Below are 17,294 nucleotides of genomic sequence, written 5' to 3'. Positions count from 1 at the left end.
CAACTCAAAATAGAGTTGGTTTTTTTTATCTGTACTCTGGATTCTCAAATTCCCAGCGTTTTCCGTTGTCCCATTCTTCTCTGGAGTTTCCGTAGTTGGGGTAACCTCCTTGGTTTTTTAGCATGTTGGCTAAGTGTAAGAGATTATAAGTCATGAAGGTGGTGTTTCTATTGGTGAAGTTGGAATCTGTTCCTAATGGGGGACTGATTTTTTTGCCTTGCCATTCGGTGTCACCGTAACTTGGTCCTGGCCCGACTTCTCCTATCCAACCTGCATCGGCTTGGGGTGGAATGGAATAGCCTACGTGTTGCAATGCATATAAAATTCCCATGGCACAGTGTTTTACTCCGTCTTCGTTTCCTGTTATTACGCAACCTGCTGCTTTTCCGTAGAAGAGGTATTGTCCTTTTTCGTTTGTTTTTCCGCTCATTGCGTATAATCTTTCGATTAGCTTTTGGCATTCTGAAGATTTTTCTCCTAACCATATCGGTGTTCCTACTATTAGGATGTCTGCTTCGTTGACTTTTTTGAAAAGGGTTGGCCATTCGTCTTCTTTCCAGCCGTGTTCGGTCATGTCTGGGTAGATTCCTGTGGCTATGTTGTGGTCTATGAATCTGAATTCTTCTATACTGACTTTTTCTTTTTTCATGATCTCTTTGGAGACGTTCATTAAAGTGTCGGTGTGACTTTTGTCTGGAGATTTTTTTAGAGTACAGTTTATGTATAGTGCTTTTAATTGGCTGAAGTCTGGTTGGCTCATACTAGTTGTGTTTTAAATTAAATTATATTTTTCTGTTTATTGAAAAGCAATTGGTGCTGCCAAACAACTGTCGGGAATATTGAATGCATTTACTAAAGCAACTGCATCGGGACGAATTTCCCAACACAATTGATTAACCATTTTTCTAACTGCTTTTGTTTTTACTGCTTCCATGTAGCCTTGTTCTAAATACCAGGCTTTGTTGTTTTCTATTTGGTGAAGCGCATACAATTGCGCTAATTTGTTTAAGGCTGTTTTGACTGCTTCATCTTCGACCGTTTCAATGGCTTGTTGGAATTGTTCTAATGTTACTCGTTCTAAGTAGGCTTCTGCTACATCAAGCATTTGGTGTTGCACTACGTTGAAGGCATCATAAGGTTCCATGCCTTTGTCTATTAGTTTTTTGATTCGGTTTGCGGCTGAAGCTACAATGCTTTTTTCTCTGTATTGAAAAGCTTTCAGATGGAATTCACTATCTAATAAATGGGTTTCGTCTGTGTTTCTGGTTGTGATTGGATTTTTTTCAGCCAATGCTGTTTTGGCATTTTCGAACACGTAATTTAAGAGACCCAAGGAATTCATTTCTCCAAAAGATTTTCTGAATTCTGATAATCTGTTTTTGGCTACCAATTGCATTAGTACGGTGTTGTCTCCTTCGAAAGTAGTGTAGATTTCGCTGTCGTTCTTTAGGGCATCGATTCTGTTTTCTGATAAGTACCCTTTTCCTCCACAGGCTTCTCTGCATTCTTGTAATACTGCCGTAGTGCTCCATGTGGAATAGGCTTTCATGCCTGCTGCCAAAGCTTCAATTTCTTGCATTTGTGCTTCGGTTCTTGTGGTGAAACGATTGGTTAGGTATTGCAAACCGAAGTGAATTGCGTAGGTTTTGGCTAAATGGGGTAACAATCTTCTTTGGTGTATTCTGTAATTTAGGATTGGTATCTCAGAGCCACCTTCTGGACCGAACTGTCTTCTTTGGTCTGCGTATTTTATGGCTATGGTTAGTCCTGATTTGGCGGCTGCTAGGGCTGAACGGGGAATTCCTATTCGGCCACCGACTAAAGTGCCTAACATGGTGAAGAATCTTCTGTTGTCGCTGGCAATGGGACTTTCGAATTGTCCTTGTTCATTTACCGATGCAAAACGGTCTAACATGTCTTCTTTTGGAATTACGACGTTATCGAAACTTAAAGTACCGTTGTCGACTCCGTTTAGGCCCATTTTGTGGCCGCAATCTCCTATAGTGACTCCTTTTATGGTGTTTCCTTTTTCGTCTCTTATGGGTACTATGAAGGCATTTACTCCGTAGTCTACTTCGTCTATGATTAGTTTGGCAAATACTGTGGCCATTTGTCCGTGTACGGCTGCGTTGCCTATGTATTCTTTTTGGGCGTTTTTATTTGGGGTTTGTATGGTGAATATTTTGGTTTTGTGATCGTAAGTCGCGGTGGTTTCTAGTCCTTTTACGTTGGAACCGTGATGGGTTTCTGTCATGGCAAAGCAACCTGGTAGTTTTAGGGAACCAATATCTTTTAAATACTTTTCGTGATGCTTTGCTGTTCCTAAAGAGTGGACACTCATGCCCCAAAGTCCGAATTGTACTCCGAACTTTATGACTAAACTTAGGTCGTGGTAACTTAAGGTTTCCATGATGGCGAAATAGTCTTCTATGTTTTCTCCACCACCGTATTCTTTGGGATAAGCCATGTTTCCAAAATTTTCTTTGGCTAAGGTTTTACACCATTCGTAAACGGTTTCTTGGTAAATGTCAACGTCTGTTGAGGTTTCATAAGTAAACTCTGGTCTTGAAAGTACTTCTTTTACTTTGTTTATGATGGGAGTTTGTGCTCCGTCTAAAAAGGTTGTTAGTTTGGCTACCTCAAAATTGGTGTTGGTTTGGCTTTTGGAGGTGAAGGTGTCTTCATTTAATTTGAAATTGCTGATGAATTCTTCTCCTAAAATCCCTAAATCGATTTCTATTTTTTTGAAAGCGGTTGCTAATGCTTTTATGTGTTCGTTGTTGTGGGATAAAGCTAGTGCGATATCATATAGTGAGTGACTGTTGGGATGCCGCCTTATTATTTCTTGTAATTCTTTGTACCAAGTGTGTAAAGTTTCTCTGGAAGGAGGATTGGCTACATCAATTTTATGTAAGAGGTATTCTTGTTCTTTTTGGGATAGCCAAGTTTGAGCTGTTATAAAAGTATGTAGGGTTTCAAATTCTTTTTGGGTTAGCAAATCATCTGACCATACTAAGTAGAATAGGGGTGCAAAGGCTTGTAGTTTTGAAGTATCTATAGTCATTGGTTTTGCTTGTTTAGTTTTAATTCGTTGTCAAATAGCCCACTAGTCTGGTACTTATGACTTAAATATAAGAAAATGTTAAGCGTTTCTTTTGGGTTTAAGAAACTTTTAGGTTTTGATAGGTTGATTGCAAACAAGGAAGCTTAGTTTATAAACAAGAATTGTTCCTTTATAGGAAAGGGCTGCTGTTTTTAAACAAGGGTTGTTTGTTTGGGTATTGCGAAAAAAAAGACCTACGGCAGAAGCAATAAGTCTTTTTTGTGTTTTTTTAATTTGTCCAAGGTTCTTTGTCCTTTGCATTTGAGAATTTTTTATTGTCATAGATGCTTATTCCTTGCCATGTTCCGAACCATAGTTGTCCTTTTTGGTCTTGAAAAATACTTTGCACTACATTGGAGGTTAATCCGTTTTCTGTTGTGAATTGGGTAAATTTAGTTCCATCATATCGATATACCCCAAAACCTTCAGCCGAAAACCAAATGTTTCCTTTTTTGTCTTCATAAAAATTATAGGTTTCTGGGCCTTTAATTATACCGTCTTTAGTAAAGTTGTTGAATGTTTTTCCATCAAATTTACTCACGCCTCCATTGAAGGTCCCAATCCAAATGTTGCCTTGTTTGTCTTCTAAAATATCTGCGGTATTGTTGTCGGTAAGTCCGTTTTTATTTGTTAAATGTGTAAATTCTTTTTTGTTGTATTTGAAAATTCCATTTCCATCGGTGACAAGCCACATCGTTCCGTTTTTGTCTTCTAAAAATTTGAAAATCAATTTATCAGAAAGCATGTGTTGTGGGTTTTCCACTTTATTATTGGGTAGTGTAAAAGGACTAAACCTCTCTCCATCAAAAAGACTAATTCCTCCAATAGTTCCTACCCAAATTACTCCCTTTTTGTCAATAGTTACTCCCCAAATTTCATCATTTTGTAAACCGACTTCTGTGGAATATGTTGTGAATTTTTTGCCATCATATTTTACTAATCCCGAAGAAGTACCAAACCAGATATTGCCCTTTTTATCTTCAACAATTTCTCTAACAGCCATCGATTTGTACTTTTGCTCAAGGTTCATTTTTTCGAGTGTTTGGCCATCGTATCTTATAATTCCATTTGCATTTGTACCAAACCAATAGTTACCTTTTGTATCTTGATACATAGTTCTAACAAATTGGCTTACCATTCCGTTTAAATTGGTGTGAATTTGTGGAAATGTCGTGCTTTGATTAAATAGTAATGGTGGTTTGCTTAGCTCTTTTTCTACCCTAACATCCTTAGGTTTTTCTTTCACTTGTCCGTTACAAGATGTCATTAGTAGTGTTAGAAGTAACAGCATTAAATTTCTTGAATTGATTATTCTTTTACTACCTGAATTTATCATAGTATGGTTTTTTTTGTGAAGTTTTTGAAACACGGATTTATAAAATTAGGGAAATTTTTATAAGTAGGCTAGGACTAGTACTAAATTATGTTTGGTTTTGTGTTGTGGTTATTTTTTGAGTTCTTTGCTGATTAAATCTATAATTTTTTCAATTTTATACTTTACGCCAATGGATTGGTCATTTGTGTATGTTGTGTTGACAATAATTAAACTTAAATAATCTTCAAAATCAGGATGTTTTAATAATTGTGTTGGGTCACTTGGTTCAAATAAATCTTTTAGTGATTTCTCTTTATTAAATGTTATTTGGGTAACCATTTTTCTAAACTTTTCGTCATCCAGAAACTCAATATTTAATCGTCCAATTTGGTAATGTTCCATTAAAAAGAGATAAAACCTTTCTTCTACTAAATTTACTGTAATAATTTCTTCTTCTTTTAACTCACTTAAAGAGCTGGGAAAAGCAGAAATTTTTTTTCGAAGTTCGGCATTAGTAATAAGGTAGAGTTTTCCAGAATTAGTTAGCTCATTGCTTACGCTCAATTCTGGGTCAAAGGTTGGTCGAGTAATTGTTCTTGAAAGGTTTCTATCTAGACTATCAATATTAATTAATGTGCTTTCTAAATTTCTATACGCCAATAATTTAATAGATGATGCTAAGATTTCATTTCGTATAAATATTTTACTATTGATTTGATTTAGATTGCTTTGGTATTCTTCTAAAAGTTGCGTTAAGATTTGTTTTTCTTGCTTTTTGTTCTGGTTACTTTGATTCCAATTATTAATTTGTAATGCTATTAAAATTCCAATTACTACCAACACAATTTCGCCAATAGCATAAATCAGGTATTTGCTGAATTTATTTTCAGTCAGCATTTTTTGCCTAATTTTTCTAAAGAATTTTATCATTTATTAGTTGTTAGTGTTGAATTGTATGTTTTTTTTAACCACATAGGATCATAGGTTTTTTTTATTGGTTTTAGGCACTTTGCTTTTTATAGATTGCATAGGTTTTGGAACGCGGATTTATAAAATTAGAGAAATTTTTATAAGTAGGGTAGGACCAAGTAATTACTTCTTATCAACTCTATTTAAATCCAAATCATGGAAATCAAAACTAAAATCTATATTAGGCGATATTCCTTTCATTTTTATGCTTTGCGCTTTTCCATTTTCATCTAACGAAAACATAGCAAAAGCATCTGCATTCATGTCTTGGTATTCCCATTTAATGGCAAATGTATTTGCTTTATAAAAAAACATTTCTCCATTAAGTTTTGGGGATTTATGTGCCTTCATCCATAATTTATCTCCTTTCATAAAAACTTCTACATTGCCAAACCAAGCATCTTTATAAACACCAATGTAATCCTCATATTTTAGTTGCGGGTGATCAGCACTTTTAACTGTTTCCCACACTTCTTTAGTAACAGCATCTCCTTCTTCTTTTCTGTTTTTAAAATAGATTGCATATTTATCTATCCATCCAAAATTATCTAGACCCAAATAACTATCTACAATTGTATTTGAAACGGCCAAGAAAATTCCGGCACCGTCATCACTTGTATTTGTTAAAATGACAACACCTAAATTGATGTCTGGAATCATAATTGTTTTGGATAACATTCCAGGAAGTCCCCCTGTATGTGAAACGCTCATATTTCCTTTTATATCCGATAAATCCCATCCTAAACCATACCCTGAAAAATGGGAATTATAACGTGGATTTCTATTTGCTTCCGTTACGGTATGTATTTTCCACATTTCACGTTGTGATTCTTGTGTAAATAGTTGTTTTTTTAGTTCATCACCATACTTTCCGTTGTTTAAATGCATCAGCATCCATTTAGCAATATCATCTACATTTGAATAAATTCCACCAGCGGCACCGTTTATCATTTCTTTAAAATCGGGTAGTACTTTTAAAGTCCCTGAATTTGAATCATGAGGTTTCGCCAAGTTGCTTTTATCTTTTACTCTATCTAAAGCTGCAAAAGAATTATCCATCTTAAGCGGTTGGAAAATTCTTTTTGAAATAAAATCTTCCCACGACATGCCTGATGTTCGCTTAATAACTTCACCAGCGACTAAATACAATAAGTTGTCATAATCAAATTGGGTTCTGAAAGCAGATACAGGTTTAAAATGCTGAAAACTTGCTAATAAATCGTCGATTGTAAAGTCTGAACCGTCGGGAAAAAACATGAGGTCACCAACTCCTAATCCTAGACCGCTTCGGTGCGTTAATAGATCTTGAATATTAAAGTTTTCAGTTACATAGGGATTGTACATCTTGAATTCAGGAATATGATCTTTAACCTTGTCTTGCCATGTTATTTTACCTTCTTCTACTAGAATTGCTAGTGCTGCTGTGGTGAAAGCTTTACTATTAGATGCAATTGCAAAATTGGTGTGTTGGTTTACGGGACTTTTTGTGACAGCTGATTTTACTCCGTAGCCTTTTGAATGGATTATTTTTCCGTCTTTTACTATAGCTATTGCTACTCCGGCAACATTAAATTTATCCATAGCATAAGCCATGATAGAATCTACTTGCTTGGTAGTGTATTGGCTATGACAAACGTTTGTTATGTATAAAGTAAAAAGAAGAGTTGTAAGTAGTTTGTAAGTTGTTTTTTTCATAAGTGTTTTATTTTATTTGCATTTAAGTGGCTGTTATTCATCACAAAATGCTCTATTTTAACTTCTTATGTCAAATATAAGTATAAACTTTATAAGTTGTTTAAAATCTCACAAAAGTCTATTAATTACAGTTTTTAATGGTTTAACTGTTTAATTGTAAAAAGGTTATGAAGATAAAAAGGTTTGTGGGAATGGTTTGTGTTTTGACTGCTGATTATCCGCATTGACTTTCCCAAACGCTAGTTTTTGTAGATTTTTTTTGGTTTATAGGTAGTTTTTAATCACATAGGCACATAGATTTTTCTTTGAAGGAATAGGCACTTTGCTTTGGATAGTTTTCATAGGGTTTTGGAACACAGATTTATAAAATTAGATAAATTTTTATATTTTTTTTAATTGTTTAATGTCCAGATTAATGCTTTTTCTTTTGTGGCTCTAAAGATAGTGTTGTGTTGTTCTGTTGGTTCATCTGAGTATTTCCATGAGAAAGTTGGTTTTTGTTTTTTTAGTTTTTTTTCTAGCTGTTGGGTATGTTTAGATATATCCTCGGCATCTGAACCTGCAAACCAAAGTTTTTTGTTTGTGTAGTCGTTGTTTTTGGTTAAGGATTCAAAATTCTTTACTAAATATTGTTCATTGAACCATAAAGAGGGGTCTATTGCTATGTAATTGTCAAACAATTTAGGGTTTAATATAAATGTTTCTGCTACAAAAAGACCTGCTAAAGATTCTCCGATGATAGCTTTTTTGGCGTTGGTTCTGTAGTTTTTATTTATGGTAGGTATCAATTCGTTTTGGATGAAGCTTCTAAAGTTATTTGAACCTCCTGGATTTTTTATGTATTCTAAATCATAGGCTATTTTGGAAGGTCCGGAAAGGTCTTTTCTTCGGTCTGTGTTTTCTATACCAACTAGTATGTAGGGAGGTATTTTGTTAGCTGCGATTAATTCACTTAATGTATTGGCCATGTGTGGGAAGTCTTCTTTGATTCCCCCATCTGGCATGTATAGCACTGGTAAGCTGTCGCTTGATTTTTCGTAGTTTGGTGGTGTCCAAACGTTGATTGTTCGGTCTTCATTTAGCACTTTTGAAGTGATTTTTAAACTGTCGTGCTTTGGAATTGGGTCGTTGTAGGTTATAGTGGCTTGTTTGCAGCTGAAGGCTATTGCAGCTAAGAATAGTAACAGGATTGTTTTTTTCATTCTTTTGAGTGTTGTATGTTGTATTGGTTTGTGGTTTTAACGCAGGTTTTGAGGATTTTTTAGTGTTGTTTTTGGAACGGGGTTTATAAAATTAGGAAGATTTTTATAATTGTTTTAATCTTTTGCTAATTGTTCAAGTTTTATTTTTTTTATTCTATTTTAGTTAAAGTACTTTTATATATAAAGTCCTCTCCTTCAGATTTTGATTCTTGTTCGTATTCGTTTCCATTTGTTTTAGTTATTTGAACTATCAAATCTGGAGTTGGCATATCTTTAGGTCTTCTATTCCAAAATGCATCATTGCCCCAAACTAATTTAAGTTTATAAGTACATTCGTCAATCCAGGTAATTTCTAATTTAATTTCTTTGTCTGCAAAATATTCACATTGTATTGAATCATTTCTTTCTATAGTAGATTTTACAATTCCTTTTTCAATGTTTTGAAATTTACCTGTTCTGAATTTTTTACAATTTTCTTGTGCATATGTAGTGAACGACATTGCAAATAAGAGGATTAGGATTTTTAGTTTCATTAAGGATTAGTTTTTGTTTACATTACTTCAATTAACTTACTGTAAAGGGAATCTACAATTTTTTCGTTTTTAATGGCTTTATTTAAATGCGATTGATAGTTGTTTTCGCTTTTTGAATTATCAAAGGTTATGGTTTCGTTTTCATAAGTCCATTTGCCTTTTTCTTGTTCTAAAATTTCGAGCATTTTTTTTAATTCTTGACCATATTCAATATGTGCATTAATGTAGGGTGAAAAAACAGGTTTCTGAATGGCATCTTTTTTTGTAAAACCTTTTGTAAAACCTATATATGCTTTGTGATTTTTATTTATATGTTGGGTTTTAGTTTTTAGAAATTCAACTCTGTTGTCTACAAATGTTTTATAGTTTATGGATTGGTCAATGTATTCTTGGATTATTATTTTTTGAAAATCAAATTCCTTTTTAGTTGCTAATAAGTTATAATCTAAAATACGTGGTACGGCAAATGCATTATAGGCATTACTCCATGCTACATTTACGCTATCGGATTTATTAAAAAACTCTTGTAGTGCTAAATAGACTTGCTGTTCTTCTCCAGTTGTAGTTTTAATTAAGTCTTTAATGGAGCTTTTTACATTGGAAGATAATTCGCCATAATTTGAATCAATAGCATCTGGATTGGCTAATGCATTTTGTTTATATTCTTTGACGGCTTCTTTCATGCTATTAAGTGGCTTTTGTCTATCATTTATTTTTTGCGAAAATTCACTTATAGTTCCTAAAAGCATTATTGTAAGTAACACATTGAAGGTTGTTGTTCCTCCATTTTCTTTTTTTCCAAGTAGGTACCAAAACAGCAATGCTATCAGAACTGTAAATCCTATCATTGTAAAAATTGTCCCAAAGGCAAGTCCAAAGGTATAAGCATCAAATCCGTAAATTCTAATATTTAGGAATATGATTATTACTGATGCTATTGAAGCATAGAAGAGATTTACTTTTGATAATTTAAAGGGGTGTTTCATTTTTTTATTACTTATTTACTTGCTTTTAATATGAAATAGTTGTTTCATATTTAAGATTTCTTTTCAAATATAACTAAAAACTTATACTATTGTCTAAAATCTTACAAATGTCTATTGATTACTTTTGTTTGCTATTTATGTGAGGGAAAAGATTATGAGGTTAAAAGGGATTGTAGAAATAGTTTGTGTTTTGAAACCTGATCGTAGCGGATTTTTTTATTTTTTAAATATAATAAAATTTAAAAAGCCCTTATTGTTACATAAAGGCTTTTTTGTTTTGAATGGTTTTTTTAACTTGCTTTGGGTAGCGAAATTATGAATTGGCTTCCTTTTCCTAGTTCGCTTTTTACTGTAATGGTTCCTCCGTTTTTGAGAATGAATTCTTTGCTTAGAATTAATCCTAAACCAGTTCCTTCTTCGTTATTGGTTCCTTTGGTTGATATATGTTCTTCAATTTTAAATAGTTTTTCTATTTTTTCTGAAGTCATACCCACACCTGTATCAATAATGTGCAGTTCAATAGTGTCTATGTTTTCTTGCGAGTTGATGGTTATGGTTCCTCCTTTTGGGGTGAATTTTATGGCGTTGTTTAGCAGGTTTCCAATGAATACAAAAGAAGTGTTTCGGTCTATTTCAATAGTGATGTTTGGAGGTACATTTGTTATTATTTGAATGTTTTTTTGTATGGCATTGCATTGATAGGGTGTAATGGTGTTTTCGACTAATTCTTTTAAATTGAGGTTTTCTTTGTTGATTTCTATTTGTCCAGTTTGTGTTTGCGACCAAGTTAGTAAGTTGGCTAACAAATCGAAAGTTGTTTTCGATGATTTATTTAATTGAATTATGATGTCTTTTTTTTCGGCTTCGTCAAAAGTATCATAGTCTTCTGCTAACAGATTAGTAAATCCTAAAATATTGTTAAAAGGACTTCTAAGGTCATGTGAAATAATGCTGAAGAATTTATCTTTAGTAGAGTTTATTTGTTTCAGTTCGTCTCGTTGGGTAGAAATGATTTCATTATTAAGAATGAGTTGTTGGTTGGCTTTTTTCTTAATTGCAAAACGGTTTAGCAGAATAATAATCAGTAGTATAACTAAAATAGATACTCCAATAAATGTATTGCTTAAGTTGGTTTGTTTAGTAATGGCTAATGCTTGAATTTTGCTGTTTTTTCGCAGTAGTTCATTTTCTTTATCTTTTTTTTCGCTTTCGTATTTGGTTTGCATTTCTGCAATTTGGTTGGAGCTATTTTCGCTGTTTATGCTATCTTTTAGTGCATTGTAGTTTTCTAAATATTTTAATGCTTTTTCGAATTCGCCCATAGCTTTATACAGCTCTGCGTAATTTTTATAAATGCCTAGTTTGTCTTCATTAGAATTTAATTTATTAGCCCATTGAAATGCAATGTCATAATGATATAAAGCTGTATTGTATTTTTTTTGTTCTTTATGGACTTCTCCGATACTTTTATTGGCAAGTAATACTCCAACTTGGTCGTTAATTTTTCGACTTAATGTTAGTGATTCTTCAAAATAATTTGAGGCATTGGTGTAGTTTTTAAGATGGTATTCTGCGTCGCCAATATTATATAAACTGATGGCTGTTCCGTAGGTGTTTTTATCTTTTTTAAAAATGGACAGTGCTTTTTTGTAAGATGTTAGTGCTTTATTATAGTCTTCTTGCAGTTTATATATTTCGCCTAATGTAGTAAGTTGAGAAGCTAAATTAATTTTAATGTTATTTTTTTCTGAAAATTTAATTGCTTCTTGAATGTATTCTAGTGCTTTTGGGTAATTTTTTTGTTCTAAATAAATGGAACTGATGTTGCTTAAAGTAAGTATGTAAACATCGTTTAGCCCATGTTCTTGAGAAATTTTTAGTGATTTAAAATCATATTTTAAGGCATTTTCATAATCGAAAAGGTCTAAATAAATGCTTCCTAGATTTGTGCTTATACTGCTTATTCCTTCTAAGTCGTTAATTTCTTCATATATTTTTAATGCTTTTAGATTGTTTTCGAGTGCCAAATTAAATTCACTCTTTGCCCATTGATTTATCGCTACATTTCCAATTGCTTTTGCAATGTCTTTTTTGCTGTCCATTTGAGTAGCAATTTCGAGAGCTTTATTAGCATATTCAATACCTTTGTCTGGATTAACTCCCCAATAAGCATAACTTAAGCCATTTAATACTTTAACTTTTTCGAGTTCTTTTTTATCAGGTAGCAGTGCTTCTAAACTGTCTATGTTAGTTTGAGCAAATAAAGAATTTGTAAATAAAGACAGAAAAAAGATTAACGAATATTTCATGTTTTAAAAACTAGTTAACTTAAATAAATGTTGTCTATAGTTTCATAATTAAGATTTCTTTTTAGGAGTATTAATTATGTAATATAAAAGTGTTATTTTACGATGAATACTATTTAATGTTCTTTCAAAGATAGGTGTTTATTTAATTTTTTATGGATAAAAGTGTATATTTTATCGTTTAACTGTTTGATTATGCAAATGTTGAAGAGTTGAAGAGTTTTAAAGGTTATTAGTTTAAAAGGGTTTGTGGAATTGGTTTTATATATATGTTGGCTTTTTTAGTTGTTTAATTTAGTAATTGTTTTTTTAATTTAATTACATAAAAAAGCTCTATAATTAGCGCTTTTTTATATTGTTCTGATTTTTAGATTATTCTGTTTTTATTTCAATTTTTCCAGTAATTGTACAAGAAGCTAGCACTGTGTTAAATATGGTTCCATGTTTTTCAATGTTCTTTTTGAGTAATTCAATATTTAAATTGCTGTCTTGGCTGTGAATTATTAAATCATAATTAATTTCATCCATTCTTGGTGGTTTTTCTAAACGAGTGGCGCTTACTGTAATTTCTGTTTTTGTGTATTCGAAATTCATTAAGATGGAAAAACGTTCTACATTTTTAAGGATGCAAGCGGAAAAAGAACCTAAGAATAATTCGGCTGGATTGGGTAAATAATCAGCAGTTTCTGGAGTTGTTCCAAAACTAATTTCGGATTGTTTGATACTTAAGTTAGCATCTTTTTTTGAAACGGAATTTGCTTTAATGGCATATTTCATAATTCTTTTTTTTATGTTTAATTGTTGAGAAAAGGTTAAAAGGTTATGAGTCTAGAAGGATTTGTGGAATTTGATTTTAGTTTTGGAAAATAGATTTATAAAAATAGAGAAGTTTTAATAATTGTTTTCAAATATAATAAAAGAAAGCTCTCATGAATTGAAGAGCTTTCTTTATTCAATTTTTAACTTATGCCATTTCTTATCTGTGTTGGTCAATAAGGATATTGTTTCCGTCTGGATCTGTTAAGGTTATGTGTGCAGGACCAGTTGTTTTTTCATTAGCTTCAGTCGTTAGTTCTATGCCTAATTTTTTTAGGTGATTTTGAATGACTCGAACTTCATCAAATTCTTCAATGTTTTGTGCATCGCTGTCCCAACCCGGATTGAATGTGATGATGTTTTCTGTGAACATGCCTTGAAAAAGTCCGATTACGGCTGTTTCATTTTTTAGGACAATCCAGTTTTGATCTATGTTTCCTCCTTTGTATTTGAACCCTAAATTTTCGTAGAATTCTTTTGATTTGTGAATGTCTTTTACGGCTAGACTTATTGAGAATGCTCCTAGTTTCATGGCTTTATATTTAGTTATTTTATTTTGACTCGTAGTTTATCATCCATTCTATGCCATATTTGTCTCTGAACATTGCGAAATAGGTACCGTCAGAACTTTCTGAAATTGGCATTTCAATTTTTCCACCTGCAGAAAGTCCGTTGTATAGCTTGATGGCTTCTTCTGGGCTTTCGGCACTAATGGAAATCTTAGATCTGTTTTCATTTTCATTGACTTTTCCTAGAATTTCGGGAACGTCATTTGCTATCAACCTATTTTTTCCAATGGATAATGCAATGTGCATTATTTTATGGGCTTCTTTTGCTGGTATAGGAAATTCGGGACTTGATACGTCTTTAAAACGGACTATTTTGGTGAATTCGCCACCAAAAATCGATTTGTAGAATGTGAAGGCTTCTTCGGCATTTCCATTGAAGTTGATGTGAGGATTGATTTGTGCCATGGTTTATTTTTTTAAGTTTTTTTCTTATTTCAAATATACTTAAAAAAGTTATGAAGTTCTAAGAACTCTTGTAAAAACAGAATTACTTATTGACTTGGTTTTAGTTCTTAAGTTTTTTAATTTCGGGAATGATGTATTCATCCAATAATTTTGCGGTTTGGTTGTGCGATTCCATTCCTCCATTAAAATAAGTGCTTGTTAAAACCACTACTAAATCTAATTCAGGAAAAACAGCTACTTTATTTCCACCAGTTCCTGTCATGAAATAGGCTTTTTCCTTTTCTTCTTTTCCAAATTCAGACAACCACCATAAATAGCCATATTCATAGTCGAACATTCCAACTTCAGCATGTGGTTTAGTTGATTCTGTAACAAAATCTTCTGAAATGATTTGTTCGTTATTCCATTTTCCTTTATTCAAATATAATTGACCTATTTTTAATAAATCCCGACTTTTTAGTCCTAATCCACCACCAGTCATTGGAATTCCTGTTGGTGTCATTTGCCAATGATAATCTGTTATACCTAGTTTTGAAAAGAGGGCTTTGTCTGCATATTTTTCTAATGAACCTGTAACGTTATTTATCACATCGCCCAAAACTACAACTCCAGCAGTACAATAACTGAAACTTCTACCGTATTTTGTATCTTTTGGTTTTTTTATCCATTCAGGAAATCCTTTAATTGGCAAATCCCAATAGAATTTTACCCAATTTTCTATGATGTACATGCGTTCTTCTTGTCCGCGTGAGTTTTCATTCCAATCGTCACATTCTAAAATGGAAGACATGGTAAGTAAATCTTCAATTGTGATTTTATCTTTTCGTTTGTCTGGATTTTGTAGGTCTTTGACTTTTGAGAATTTTGAAGCGACTTCATTAACCGATTTTAAAGATCCATTTTGAAGTAATGTTCCAATAAGTGTTCCTGTAATTGTTTTTGTAGCGGAACGTGTATTCTGTTTTGTATCAGAATTACTCTCATTGTAATAATTCTCAAAAATTATTTTTCCGTTATGCGCTATTACAATACTTGAAATTTGCTTGAATTGGTTGACAGAAACAAGACTGTCCATTTTTTTGATGGTTTCGTTTCCTAAAAGTTGACTTTCGACTTTCCAACCATCTTCTTTTTGAACTGGTTGAAAAGATGTGCTTTGAGCATTACTAGTTAGACCAACAGCTAATAGTAACATTGTGATTGTTGATTTGTACATTTGATTTGATTGATGATGAATCTATTAGACAAATTTTTTCACATATTGTTACAGTTTTATTTTTAAATGAAAGTATAATTTGATGGCTTTAGTGAATCTACAAGTATAAAATAAAATGATTAAGTAATCTAAATCACTTGACTATAACTTTTGGTGGCTTTTCTTAAGTTCTCGGAAAGAGATTTTAACCAAGTTAGTTGGTTGGAGATTAAGTAGGCTTCTTGTAAATGATGCAGGGTATCAGTATGTAATTCTGGATTTCCTTTTTCAATGTTTTCATCTCTATTTTTGGAAAGGACTTCAAAGGTTTTTAATAGTGTTTCTTCTGCTTCTTTTATCGTCTTTTCATCGTTTTGTTGTTCAGGAATTTTACCTACTAATTGTTCTGCAGCGATGTGTAAAGTGTTGGCAATTTTTTCAATCAAGACATTAAACTCTTGTGAGGCTGGTGTAGTTTTGTGATTCATAATGAAACTCCCAATAGAAGCTATGGCTGAAACCATTGTTTGGTTTAAGGTTACAAGATTATAGATCAACTCAAACTCCTTTTGTTTCGATTTAGGATCTTGCGTAAGTCGTTGAAAAGCAGCGTTTAAATTGCTTATGGCTAAAAAGACTTCTTTTCGGGCTATTTTATAAGCCAGTAGATTTTCGTCTTTTTCATGGTATAAGTCTTTTGTGGCTAAAATATAGCTTTTGTTTTTTTGAAGTGCGTTAACAAGTACATTTTTTAAATTGTTGACTTCCCAACTAGGCCATAACATATAATTAGCAACAATAGCAATGATGGCACCTATAATGGTATCTATAACTCTGTATTGGATAACTTCAAAAGCATTGGGATTGATTAAGGAGTATACAAAAACAATGTTGATGGTAATTAAGGCAGCAGCGGATTTATAATTTTGCTGAATTAGAGCTATGGATAAAGTTAAAGATATTATGGCTAAAACTCCGTAAACGATTGTGTTTTGAGTTAGTAATACAATTGCAATGGCTATGGCAGCTCCAATGAATGTTCCGATAATACGATCTTTTGAACGTTCTTTGGTTAGTCCGTAATTAGGTCTTATGATAACGATAATAGTTAAGAGAATCCAATAGGTGTTGTGAATATCTAATAGGGTTCCAAGTATAAAGGCAAATAGCATGGCTACAGCGAAGCGAAGAGCGTGCCTGAATAAGTAGGAGTTAAAGCTGAGGTTTTGAATGATTACATTTAAGTTATATTCTTGTAGGGTTAAAAACTGGCTTCCATCTTGGCGTTTTAACGAAACTTTTGAGGCTTCTTTTACATTGTCCATCACTCGTCTAATTGCTCTGATTTCTTCTAGTAAGAGTTCTTGATAGTCGTATAGGTTTTTTAGCACCAATGCTCCTTCTCTTGCTTTTGGAAGTTTTATTTCTTCTATGTATTCTGCAATGGCGTCATTCGCATTTGATAAAGCTTTTAATAAGTTGTCTTTATTGGGAAGTTTGTTATTTTGAATGAGTAGTTCAGCTAGTTTTATGAGGTGATTACCCATTACCTTATTTAGATTTTTTGAGGCTTTTAGGTGGTGTTTTTTATCGCTAAAGATTCGGTCTATTTCATGGTAATCAAGATGTTTGGCTTCTACAAGCTCAAATATATTGACTGACGAAATAAATATTAAGAGTTCTTTTTCATGGTAATGCGAACGACCAGAACGTTTTCTTCCTGTAAAAAGTACTTCTCTTAAGGTTTCATGTTTTTCATTTATTTGGGTTTGTAATACTAAGGCTTGTTTCATGAGTGCTTCCCGTTCCTCTCTTTTAGTTAAAAGTTTAGCTCTTAGTTTTAGGTATTTGCCAATGAGTCCAAGCGTGTCTGATAAGAGTTGGTTTTTATCTTTTTGTGGTGCCAATTTTTGAAAGGTGTAGGATACTAGTAAATACCAAAGTCCACCAATTCCCATGAGGCCAATGTGTTGAAAAATGGCTACAGTAGTTTCTTTTTGAATTGCAAAGGCAATCACCATTGATAATAGTCCAGAAAAAGAGACTAATGAAGCTCTAAAACCATAAACGGATATTAGAGAAACTATAAACGAAATTATAGCCATAGAAAACAATAGAAGCGGGAAGTAGGGTTTCGAAAAGAGTATAATAGCTGTAATTAACATGGTTAACCCTATACTAATTAAAATGGCATTGACTT

At 32.7% G+C, this 17,294-nt stretch carries 14 protein-coding genes; all 14 read right to left on the bottom strand.

What is annotated here, in order from left to right:
* Window positions 1-25: 25 nt before the first annotated feature.
* Complete coding sequence (locus tag AACZ53_RS01510) at window positions 26-760, bottom strand: NAD(P)H-dependent oxidoreductase (RefSeq protein ID WP_339833927.1); 735 nt, start codon at window positions 758-760, stop codon at window positions 26-28.
* 36 nt (window positions 761-796) lie between these two features.
* A complete protein-coding gene (locus tag AACZ53_RS01505; RefSeq protein WP_339833924.1) occupies window positions 797-3,064 on the bottom strand; it encodes an acyl-CoA dehydrogenase in 2,268 nt (755 codons plus the stop codon).
* Between the two features lie 268 nt (window positions 3,065-3,332).
* Window positions 3,333-4,439, bottom strand: coding sequence for a two-component regulator propeller domain-containing protein (locus tag AACZ53_RS01500; protein ID WP_339833921.1), 1,107 nt, complete (start codon window positions 4,437-4,439; stop codon window positions 3,333-3,335).
* 108 nt (window positions 4,440-4,547) lie between these two features.
* Window positions 4,548-5,348, bottom strand: coding sequence for a DUF6090 family protein (locus tag AACZ53_RS01495; RefSeq protein WP_339833918.1), 801 nt, complete (start codon window positions 5,346-5,348; stop codon window positions 4,548-4,550).
* 162 nt (window positions 5,349-5,510) lie between these two features.
* Entirely contained in the window at window positions 5,511-7,082 is a 1,572-nt protein-coding gene (locus AACZ53_RS01490; protein ID WP_339833915.1) for a serine hydrolase, read from the bottom strand.
* 392 nt (window positions 7,083-7,474) lie between these two features.
* Window positions 7,475-8,284, bottom strand: a complete 810-nt coding sequence (locus AACZ53_RS01485) for an alpha/beta hydrolase-fold protein (RefSeq protein ID WP_339833912.1) — start codon at window positions 8,282-8,284, stop codon at window positions 7,475-7,477.
* A gap of 149 nt (window positions 8,285-8,433) precedes the next feature.
* Window positions 8,434-8,817, bottom strand: a complete 384-nt coding sequence (locus AACZ53_RS01480; RefSeq protein WP_339833910.1) for a hypothetical protein — start codon at window positions 8,815-8,817, stop codon at window positions 8,434-8,436.
* A gap of 17 nt (window positions 8,818-8,834) precedes the next feature.
* Window positions 8,835-9,803, bottom strand: coding sequence for a hypothetical protein (locus tag AACZ53_RS01475; RefSeq protein ID WP_339833908.1), 969 nt, complete (start codon window positions 9,801-9,803; stop codon window positions 8,835-8,837).
* A gap of 290 nt (window positions 9,804-10,093) precedes the next feature.
* On the bottom strand, window positions 10,094-12,112 hold the full coding sequence (locus tag AACZ53_RS01470) for a tetratricopeptide repeat-containing sensor histidine kinase (protein ID WP_339833905.1): 2,019 nt from the start codon (window positions 12,110-12,112) through the stop codon (window positions 10,094-10,096).
* A gap of 369 nt (window positions 12,113-12,481) precedes the next feature.
* Window positions 12,482-12,886: an OsmC family protein gene (locus AACZ53_RS01465; RefSeq protein WP_339833903.1), complete on the bottom strand. Its 405-nt coding sequence runs from the start codon at window positions 12,884-12,886 to the stop codon at window positions 12,482-12,484.
* A gap of 199 nt (window positions 12,887-13,085) precedes the next feature.
* Window positions 13,086-13,457 (bottom strand): VOC family protein, encoded by a 372-nt coding sequence (locus AACZ53_RS01460; protein ID WP_339833900.1) that lies wholly within the window; start codon window positions 13,455-13,457, stop codon window positions 13,086-13,088.
* Window positions 13,458-13,476: 19 nt separating this feature from the next.
* Complete coding sequence (locus AACZ53_RS01455) at window positions 13,477-13,899, bottom strand: VOC family protein (RefSeq protein WP_339833897.1); 423 nt, start codon at window positions 13,897-13,899, stop codon at window positions 13,477-13,479.
* Between the two features lie 100 nt (window positions 13,900-13,999).
* Window positions 14,000-15,115, bottom strand: coding sequence for a serine hydrolase (locus tag AACZ53_RS01450; protein WP_339833894.1), 1,116 nt, complete (start codon window positions 15,113-15,115; stop codon window positions 14,000-14,002).
* 128 nt (window positions 15,116-15,243) lie between these two features.
* Window positions 15,244-17,294, bottom strand: a 2,051-nt coding sequence (locus AACZ53_RS01445) for an FUSC family membrane protein (protein WP_339833891.1), incomplete at its 5' end; no start/stop codon positions are given.

This window comes from uncultured Flavobacterium sp., assembly GCF_963975005.1.
Taxonomy (GTDB): Bacteria; Bacteroidota; Bacteroidia; order Flavobacteriales; family Flavobacteriaceae; genus Flavobacterium.
This window is presented reverse-complemented; position numbering and strand designations above follow the sequence as displayed.